Source organism: Amycolatopsis sp. NPDC039088 (assembly GCF_055598845.1).
The window spans coordinates 190,672-199,029 of record NZ_JBVKAE010000016.1 but is presented as its reverse complement, the minus strand read 5'-3'; the positions used below and the strand labels follow the sequence as shown (position 1 = coordinate 199,029).

General features: G+C 69.4%; 5 protein-coding genes. 2 read left to right on the top strand and 3 right to left on the bottom strand.

The features are described from left to right. Positions 1-140: 140 nt before the first annotated feature. Together ACZ7KI_RS21940 and ACZ7KI_RS21935 are read right to left on the bottom strand one after the other, a co-directional pair. Positions 141-686 (bottom strand): hypothetical protein, encoded by a 546-nt coding sequence (locus ACZ7KI_RS21940; RefSeq protein ID WP_470274956.1) that lies wholly within the window; start codon positions 684-686, stop codon positions 141-143. Between the two features lie 60 nt (positions 687-746). After that, the gene (locus tag ACZ7KI_RS21935) at positions 747-4,223 is read right to left on the bottom strand and encodes an indolepyruvate ferredoxin oxidoreductase family protein (protein WP_470274955.1); all 3,477 of its coding nucleotides are present in this window, start codon (positions 4,221-4,223) and stop codon (positions 747-749) included. Between the two features lie 162 nt (positions 4,224-4,385). On the opposite strand from ACZ7KI_RS21935, the gene ACZ7KI_RS21930 reads away from it, so the two are divergent. Then, a complete protein-coding gene (locus ACZ7KI_RS21930; RefSeq protein WP_470274954.1) occupies positions 4,386-4,856 on the top strand; it encodes an Lrp/AsnC family transcriptional regulator in 471 nt (156 codons plus the stop codon). A 4-nt stretch (positions 4,857-4,860) separates the two neighbouring features. Here ACZ7KI_RS21930 and ACZ7KI_RS21925 read toward each other — a convergent pair whose 3' ends face one another. Further along, the gene (locus ACZ7KI_RS21925; protein ID WP_470274953.1) at positions 4,861-5,817 is read right to left on the bottom strand and encodes a helix-turn-helix transcriptional regulator; all 957 of its coding nucleotides are present in this window, start codon (positions 5,815-5,817) and stop codon (positions 4,861-4,863) included. Positions 5,818-5,881: 64 nt separating this feature from the next. Here ACZ7KI_RS21925 and ACZ7KI_RS21920 point away from each other — a divergent pair, with 64 nt between their 5' ends. Beyond that, positions 5,882-8,176: an excinuclease ABC subunit UvrA gene (locus tag ACZ7KI_RS21920; RefSeq protein WP_470274952.1), complete on the top strand. Its 2,295-nt coding sequence runs from the start codon at positions 5,882-5,884 to the stop codon at positions 8,174-8,176. The last annotated feature ends 182 nt before the right edge of the window (positions 8,177-8,358 follow it).

The window sequence follows — 8,358 nt, the reverse complement described above, 5'->3', positions numbered from 1 at the left end:
ACACTCGGACCCCGCAGGCATCAGCGATGCCACATCCGGCCCACCAAGAACAAGTGCCGACCAGCACTTATGCGACTTTGCCGGGGCCCTGCTTTCAAGGTAGGGAAGGAGGCCTTCACGGACAGTTCGCCGTGTGAGGGCTAGACCGCCGGAACCGCCGGGACGGTGGGCACCAGCAGCGTGGTCTGGACGTCGTGGTGCGCGTAAAGACCGCCGGTGGAGCCGGTCTGCGTCACGCTGGTCCACGTTCCGCCCGTACCCGGGTTGCCGGGGCAGGACCCGCCGACGACAGGAACGACGCCGGTCGTGGTGGTGGCGCCGAAGCCCTTGAGGGTGAACCCGGTGACCTGGGACTTCACCCGCGTGTCGTAGGCGACGGCGCTGGCGAGGGAGGTCGAGGTGGCGTGGTCGACGTTGTGGATCTTCTCGCCCTTGGTGCCTTCGCCGGTGACCCAGGTGCAGACGGCCGAGTAGCTGTCGGTCACGTCGTAGCTGAAGCTCACACCGCTCGCGTTGGCCTGCAGTTTGGCGTTGTTCCAGCCGAAGGGGGTCTGGAGCTCGCCCTTGCCGACGAAACCGGTGCCGGTGGCCGTGTCCAGGGTGTAGGCCTGGGCGACCCCGCCGAGCAGGAGCGCGGCGGTCGCGGCGATTCCGGTGACAACGGCGATCTTGCGGTTGAGCTTCATCTGGGACGACCTCTGTGAGCAGGGATTTTGCTTCTGTACCCGGTTAGTCGTCCTCCCCGGCTAGCGCGTTTGGGGTACAACGACCCCACTTTCCTGTGCCGTTCGGCCCAGAGGTGACTCCGGCCGGGAAAGAAGCGCCGCCTGTTCCTGGCGGTAGGTCTCGACGTTCGCCAGTTTGACGTCCTCGTAGCCGCGGATCAGATCGGGCAGCTCTGCCAGGGCGAGCAGCTTGTCCCGATCGAGGTCCCCGGCACTGAACGCGGCGAGGATCGTCTCCCGGTACTGGCCGACGAGCTCCCGCTCGACCTTCCGGACCTTGGCCTTGCCGAACGGGTCCCAGCGCGTGCCGCGCAACTTCCTGGCGGCGCGCAGCGCGACGAACAACGGGCGGAACCCCGGCCCGAGCGCGATCTTCCGCTTCATCCCCAGCGCGCGGAGCACCGGCGGGTGCAGGCGGTAGGCGTAGCGGCTGCCGACGCCGAACTCCGCCTCGATCCCCGCGAGCACGGCCGGATCAAGGGAAAGCCGCGCGACCTCGTACTCGTCCTTGTACGCCATCAGTTTGTGCAGATTGCGCGCCACCGCTTCGGTGACCGCGGTCGAGTTCCCTTCCAGGACCCGGACGCGCTCGACGAACTGGGCGTACTCCCGCGCGTAGCGAACGTCTTGGTACCGAACGAGTTCCGGGACGCGGATGTCCAGCAGGCGCGCGAGTTCCGAGCCCGGCTCGGCGTGCACGAGCGCGCGAGCGCGGAGAGCCGCCTCCGACGGAGCCGGCGTCGTGGCGACGGCGGGAGGCGTGACGGCCTCGTGCAGGGCGCCGGGATCGGCGACGAGCTGCCGCCCTCGCCGGAACGCCTGGAGGTTGCCCGCGACGGCGACCCCGTTGAGTTCGATCGCGCGTTCCAGGCTGGCCGCGGCCAGCGGGATGGCGCCGGTCTGATGCGCCGCGCCGAGCTGGAGGATGTTGGCGAACTGGTCGTCGTCGAACAGGGTCTCCGCCAGCGCCCTGGCGTCGAGCGCCACGGTACGCGCCGCGTTCTCCGAGATCGCGCCGCGTACGGCGGCGGCGTCGGGGAAGGATACGGTGGTGTCGACGACCATCCGGCCGGTCGGCACCTCGGTCGTGGAGACCACGGCGGTGGTGCGGCCGGGATCGGCCACCGCGAGATGCGCCGGGTCGGCGCCGACGAGGACGTCGCAGGCCAGGTAGAGGTCGCATTCGCCGGCCGCGAGCTTCGGGGCCTGCGGCGTCGGCTCGGCGGTGATCTTCAGATCCGAGACGACGGCGCCGCCCTTCTGCGCGAGCCCGGTCTGGTCCAGGGTCCGGACCTGCCTGCCTTCGAGCACGGCGGCGGTGGCGAGGATCTGCGCGACGGTGACCACGCCGGTCCCGCCGACGCCGGTGATCCGCACCGAGAAGTCGGTGCCCGTGGTGGCGGGCTCCGGCAGCTCGGCCGCGGTGATCTCGCCTGCCTGCCGCCGCTGTTTCCGCCCGGTGGGCACCACGGTCATGAACGAGGGGCAGTCCCCCGCCAGGCACGAATAGTCCACATTGCACGAAGACTGGTGGATCGCGGTCTTGCGGCCGAACTCGGTGGTGACCGGCTGCACCGACAGGCAGTTCGACTTCTCGCCGCAGTCGCCGCACCCCTCGCACACCCGCTCGTTGATCACGACCTTGGCGGCCGGGGTGTCCAGTTTGCCGCGACGTCGTTTGCGGCGTTTCTCCGCGGCGCATTCCTGGTCGTGGATGAGTACCGTCACACCGGGCACACCGGCCAATTCCTCTTGTGTGCTCAGCAATGCGTCGCGATGCCGGACCTCGACACCGTCGGGGAGGCGGACACCGCGGAACCGCTTCGGCTCGTCGCTGGTGATGACCACCTTGGCGACGCCTTCGACCAGCAGCAGTGCCGCCAGCCGCTCCACCGGGAGCCCGCCGACGGCGTCCTGTCCGCCGGTCATCGCCACGGTCGCGTTGTAGAGGATCTTGTAGGTGATGTTCACCCCGGCCGCGACCGCGGCCCGCACCGCGAGGCTGCCGGAATGGGTGAACGTGCCGTCGCCGATGTTCTGCACGAAGTGCGAGGCCTCGACGAACGGCTCCATCCCGAGCCATTGCGCGCCTTCGCCGCCCATCTGGGTCAGGCCGACGACGTCCCCGACCTGTTCCGGTTCCATGAACAACGCCATGGCGTGACAGCCGATGCCGCCACCCACCACGGTTCCCTCCGGCACCTTGGTCGAGGAGTTGTGCGGGCAGCCGGAGCAGAAGTACGGCGTGCGGGTCAGCAGCGGCACCGAGATGCGCTCACGGCGCCGCCGTTGGCGCCACGCGGTCACCGACGGGATCTCGTGGTGCTCGCTCAGCCGTCCGGCCAGCGCCCTGGCGATGGCGTCCGGGTCGAGTTCGCCGAGTTCGGTGCACAGGGTGCGGCCGTCCGGACCGGTTTTGCCGTGGACGGCGGGCGCTCCGGCGGTGCCGTAGAGCACCTCCTTGATCGCCGCTTCGACGAAGGAGCGCTTCTCCTCCACCACGACGATCTCGGCGAGACCGTCGGCGAACTCGCGGATGATCGACGGTTCGAGCGGATGGATGACGCCGAGTTTGAGGATCCGGATCCCGTGCCGGGACAACGCTTCGGCGTCCAGGCCGAGCAGCCGCAAGGCCTGCATCAGGTCCAAATAGGACTTTCCGGCGGTGACGATGCCGACGCGGTCCGCCGGTCCTCGAGCGACGATCCGGTTGATTCCGCTCACCCGCACGTATTCGACGGCCAGCGGCAGGCGTTCGGTGTAGAGGCTGCGTTCGAGCGCCATCAGCGTGGTGCCGAGCAGCCGGGAGCTGGGCTTGTGGCGGTAGGCAGGCAGAGCCGGCTCCGGCGGTGTCCACTGTGGCCGGACTTGCGCGGTGCCCGCGGCGTCGGCGACGTTCGCCACGAGTTTCATCGACGACCAGAGGCCGCTCGCCCTGGACATCTCGACCGCGTGCAGGCCGAAGTCCAGCACGTCCTGGGAATCGGCGGGGAAGAACACGGGCATGGACAGGTCGGCCAGCGCGAGTTCGGAGGCGCAGGGCACCGAGGAGGACTTGGCGTTCGGATCGTCGCCGACCAGTGCCACCGCGCCGCCCGCCGGGTCGGTGCCCGCGAGGTTGGCGTGCCGCAGGGCGTCCGTCGCCCGGTCCAGACCGGGTGCCTTGCCGTACCAGAACCCGGTGACGCCGCCTGCCGGGGAACCGACCGACGCGGTGAGCTGGCTGCCCATCACCGCCGTCGCGGCGAGTTCCTCGTTCAGGCCGGGACGGTGCACGACGTTGTGCTTCTCGAGCAGGACGGACCGGCGGCCGAGTTCGAGGTCGTAGCCCGCCAGCGGCGAACCCTCGTAGCCGGAGACGAACACCGCGGGGGACGCGCCGGTGGCGCGGTCGTGCCGCACCCGGTCGAACAGCATCCGGACCAGCGCCTGCACCCCGCTGAGGTAGACGGTGCCGTCTTCGACCAGATACCGGTCCTCCAACGTGAACTGCTCCACCAGACCTGCCTCCTTCGGCGCCCCCGGGCGATTTCAGGACAGGACACCGGACGTCGGAGACCTGCCGCAACAAGGCGCAGCCTATTGCCTCTTCACACGCAAAATATCCGGGCTATATCCAACCCTGGGCGAGATCCGTTGCGTCTGCGTACCATCCGGTCCATGGCGGACCAGCTCATCGACGAGACCGATCGCGAAATCCTCGAACTGCTGCGGGAGGACGCCCGGCGCACCCTCGGCGACATCGGGGCGCGGGTCACGCTGTCCACCGCGGCGGTCAAACGCCGGATCGACCGCATGCAGGAGAACAGCGTCATCGTCGGTTACACCGTCCAGATCGACCACGCCAAACTCGGCTGGGGCATCGAGGCGTTCACCGAACTGCGGTTCACCGGGACCACCAAGGTCGGCGAGATCGTCCGCACGACCACCCGGATGCCGGAGGCACAGGCCGTGTTCACCATCGCGGGCGATCCCGACGCGCTCGTCTGGCTGCGGGTCCGCGACATGGGCCATCTTCAGCAAACGATCGACGAGATCAGGCGGCATCACCAGGTCACGGGCACGAAGACCCTCATGGTGCTGGACTCCTGGACTCGCGGGCAGCAATGGCCCCACACCGACGACGCCTGAGGGCTCAGCGCCCGCTTCCCCGAAGCAGGCGGTGACCGGTTCTCGCGAGGTATTCCCCGAACTCCGACGGCTCCTCCACCGTGAACTCGATGTCGGTGAGGGTCAGGACGACGGCCAGCCACTCGAAGGAATCGACGTACGCGACATACCGGCAGCTCCGGTCGCCGAGCGCCTCGAAACTCCCGTCGATCCGGTGGAGCCGGGCCGCCGCCTCACTCGCGTTGACCTGCAGGGTCAAGGTGATCCGGAGCGATTTCGGGCTGTGGAAACGTTCTTGGAGATGACCGGCGACGTCGTCGGCCGGGAGAGCGCGGGGTTCGAACGCCACCTCGGTCTTCTTCGGCGCGGTGAGCCGGTCGAGGCGGAAGTTCCGCCAGTCCCGCCTGTCGAGGTCCCAGGCGTAGAGGTACCACCGCCTGCCGAGCTGGACGAGACGCATCGGCTCGACCGTCCGGGACGACGGTCCGTCCTTCGCGATGTATTCGAACTCGAGACACCGGTGGGCCGCGATCGCCGCCGCGAGGACGTTCAGGACGTCGGGAGTGACCCGCGGCTGTTCATCGCCGCCGAACTCGACGGAAGCGAGCATCTCGTCGGTCCGCCGTCGCAAGGCGGCCGGGAGGACACGCCGGAGTTTCGCGGCGGCGCGGTCCGCCGATTCGGCGGTGAGGTCGATGCCGGTCCCGCCGGCCGCGGCGAGCCGCAGCCCGAGCACGGTGGCGATCGCCTCGTCGTGTTCCAGCATGAGCGGTGGCAACGCGGCGCCCGCGACGAGCCGGTAATTGCCTCCCGGCCCACGGGTGCTCTCCACCGGATAGCCCAGGCCACGCAGGTGATCGATGTCCCGGCGAAGGGTGCGGGGCGGGACTTCCATGGCCGACGCGAGTTCGGCGGCGGGCCACTGCCGGCCGGACTGCAGGAGCGACAGCAGCCGCAGCATCCGTTCTCGTGGTGCCGTCACGTCGCCTCCCATCTGACGGTAATTGTGGCCGTAAATCGGCCACATCTCATCGTAGCCTGGCGTCATGTCGGAAGATCCAGGAATTCGCACCGAACGCGGCCGGTGGATCACGGTGGAGGGTGCCAGGACGCACAACCTCCGCGAGGTGTCGGTCCGGGTGCCGAAACACCGGCTGACCGTGTTCACCGGCGTTTCGGGTTCAGGGAAGTCGTCGCTGGCGTTCGACACGATCGCGGCCGAAGCCGAGCGCCTGGTCACCGGGACTTATCCCGCTTTCGTCCGGAATCGGCTCCCACAGCATCCACCGCCCGACGTCGACCGGATCGACGGGCTGATCTTCACCACGATCGTCGACCAACGGCGCTTCACCGGGAACGCGCGGTCGACGGTGGGCACGGCGAGCGACATCGCCCCGCTGCTGCGCCTGCTGTTCTCCCGGCTCGGGCAGCCGAGCGCCGGGTTCACACCCGCCTATTCGTTCAACGATCCGAGCGGGATGTGCCCACGCTGCGAAGGACTCGGCGTGGTCGACGACATCGACCTCGACCGGCTGCTCGACCGGTCGCGAAGCCTGCGCGAAGGAGCCGTGCGCTTCCCGACGTTCGCTCCGGGGACCTACCGGTGGAAGCGGCTCGTCCACTCCGGGCTCGTCGACCCGGATGTCCCGTTAGGACGCTTGCCGTCGGCGAAGGTCGAAACCCTGCTGCACGCCGAAGGACTTTCCCTCGACAACCCCGGGCCCGAATATCCCAAGCACGGCGTCTTCGACGGCATCGTCCCTCGACTGCGGGACTCGTACCTGCGCAAGACGCCGTCACGCCTCACCACCGAAGAACAGGAAGGGCTCGCCGGAGTCGTCACCCGCGGCACCTGCCCGGACTGCGCGGGGACCCGCCTCGCCGAGGCGGCGAGGAAGAGCCTGATCGACGGACGATCCATCGCGGACTGGTCGGCGCTGCCGGTCAGCGAACTGCGTGAGGCCGTCGCGGCCGTACACGATGCGGCAGTGGCGCCGCTGCTGCAAGCCATCCGGGAACGCCTCGACGCGCTGGATTCCGTCGGCCTCGGCTACCTCAGCCTGTCCCGGGAATCGCGGACGCTGTCCGGCGGCGAGGCTCAGCGGGTCAAGATCGTCCGCCATCTCGGCAGCGCGCTCAGCGACGTCTGTTACGTGTTCGACGAGCCCAGCACCGGCCTTCACCCCCATGACGTGCACCGGCTCCTCGAACTGCTGGCCAAGCTGCGCGACGCGCACAACACGATCCTCGTGGTCGAGCATCACCCCGCCGTCATCACGGCCGCCGACCACGTCATCGACCTCGGGCCGGGTGGTGGCACCGGCGGCGGTCACGTCCAGTTCGAAGGCACTCCCGGCGAACTCGCCGCGACCGGCACCGAAACGGGCCGGGTCCTCCGAGCCCCGCTCCACTTCCGGAAACGCGTCCGCGCGGCCGAAGGAACCGTGACGATCTCCGGCGCCACCAGCCACAACCTGCGTGACGTCACCGTCGACGTGCCGCTCGGCGTCCTGACCGTCGTCTCGGGGGTCGCCGGTTCCGGCAAGAGCACGCTGATCGCGGGCGAACTCCCCCGGCAGCATCCCGATTTCGTCGTCGTCGAGCAGGCTCCGCTGCGCGGCGGCATCCGGTCCACCCCCGCCACGGTGCTCGGCGTCGCCGAACCCATCCGCGAAACCTTCGGCAAGGCGACCGGGCGACATCCGTCGTTGTTCAGCCCGAACGGCCGTGGGGCCTGCCCCGTCTGCAAGGGGAAGGGCGTCATCATCACCGACCTGGCCTTCCTCGACGACGTCCAAACCGGCTGTGACGCGTGCGGCGGCACCCGGTTCAACCCGGACGCGCTCGCCGCACGCCTGAACGAGCACACCATCGCCGACGTCCTGGCGATGAACCCGGCGGACGCCGCCGCCCTGTTCGGCGAGCGGTCCCCCATCGCGCGACGGCTGCGCTGGCTGGACCGGGTCGGACTCGGCTACCTCACGATCGGACAGAGCCTCGACACCTTGTCCGGAGGGGAACGGCAACGGCTCCTCCTTGCCCGCCACCTCGCCGACGCGGGCCCCGCGGACGACCTGCGCCTGGTGCTCGACGAGCCCACCGCCGGGCTGCACGGCAGCGACGTCGACCGTCTGCTCGCCCTCTGCGACGACCTCGTGGACGACGGCGCGACCCTCGTCCTGATCGAACACAACCAACGGGTGATCGCGCACGCCGACCACGTCATCGACATCGGGCCCGGCGCGGGGTTCGACGGCGGGACGGTCGTGTTCGAGGGCACGCCGTCGGCGCTGGCCGAGGACCCCGACTCACTCACCGGCCGCCACCTGCGGCTTCGCTGAACGCGTTCCCGGCGCCTCGCGGCGCCGGGAACACCCACCCGCCCGGGAACAGTTCCCGGGCAGAGCGAGATGATTCCCCATCGCGCTTTGCCCGACACGCCGGTACCGAACAGTTCTTAGGCCGACTTTCCCGCCACCGCGCCGCCTTGGCCGTCCCGGGCACCTCCTGCCTTTCGGGCAAC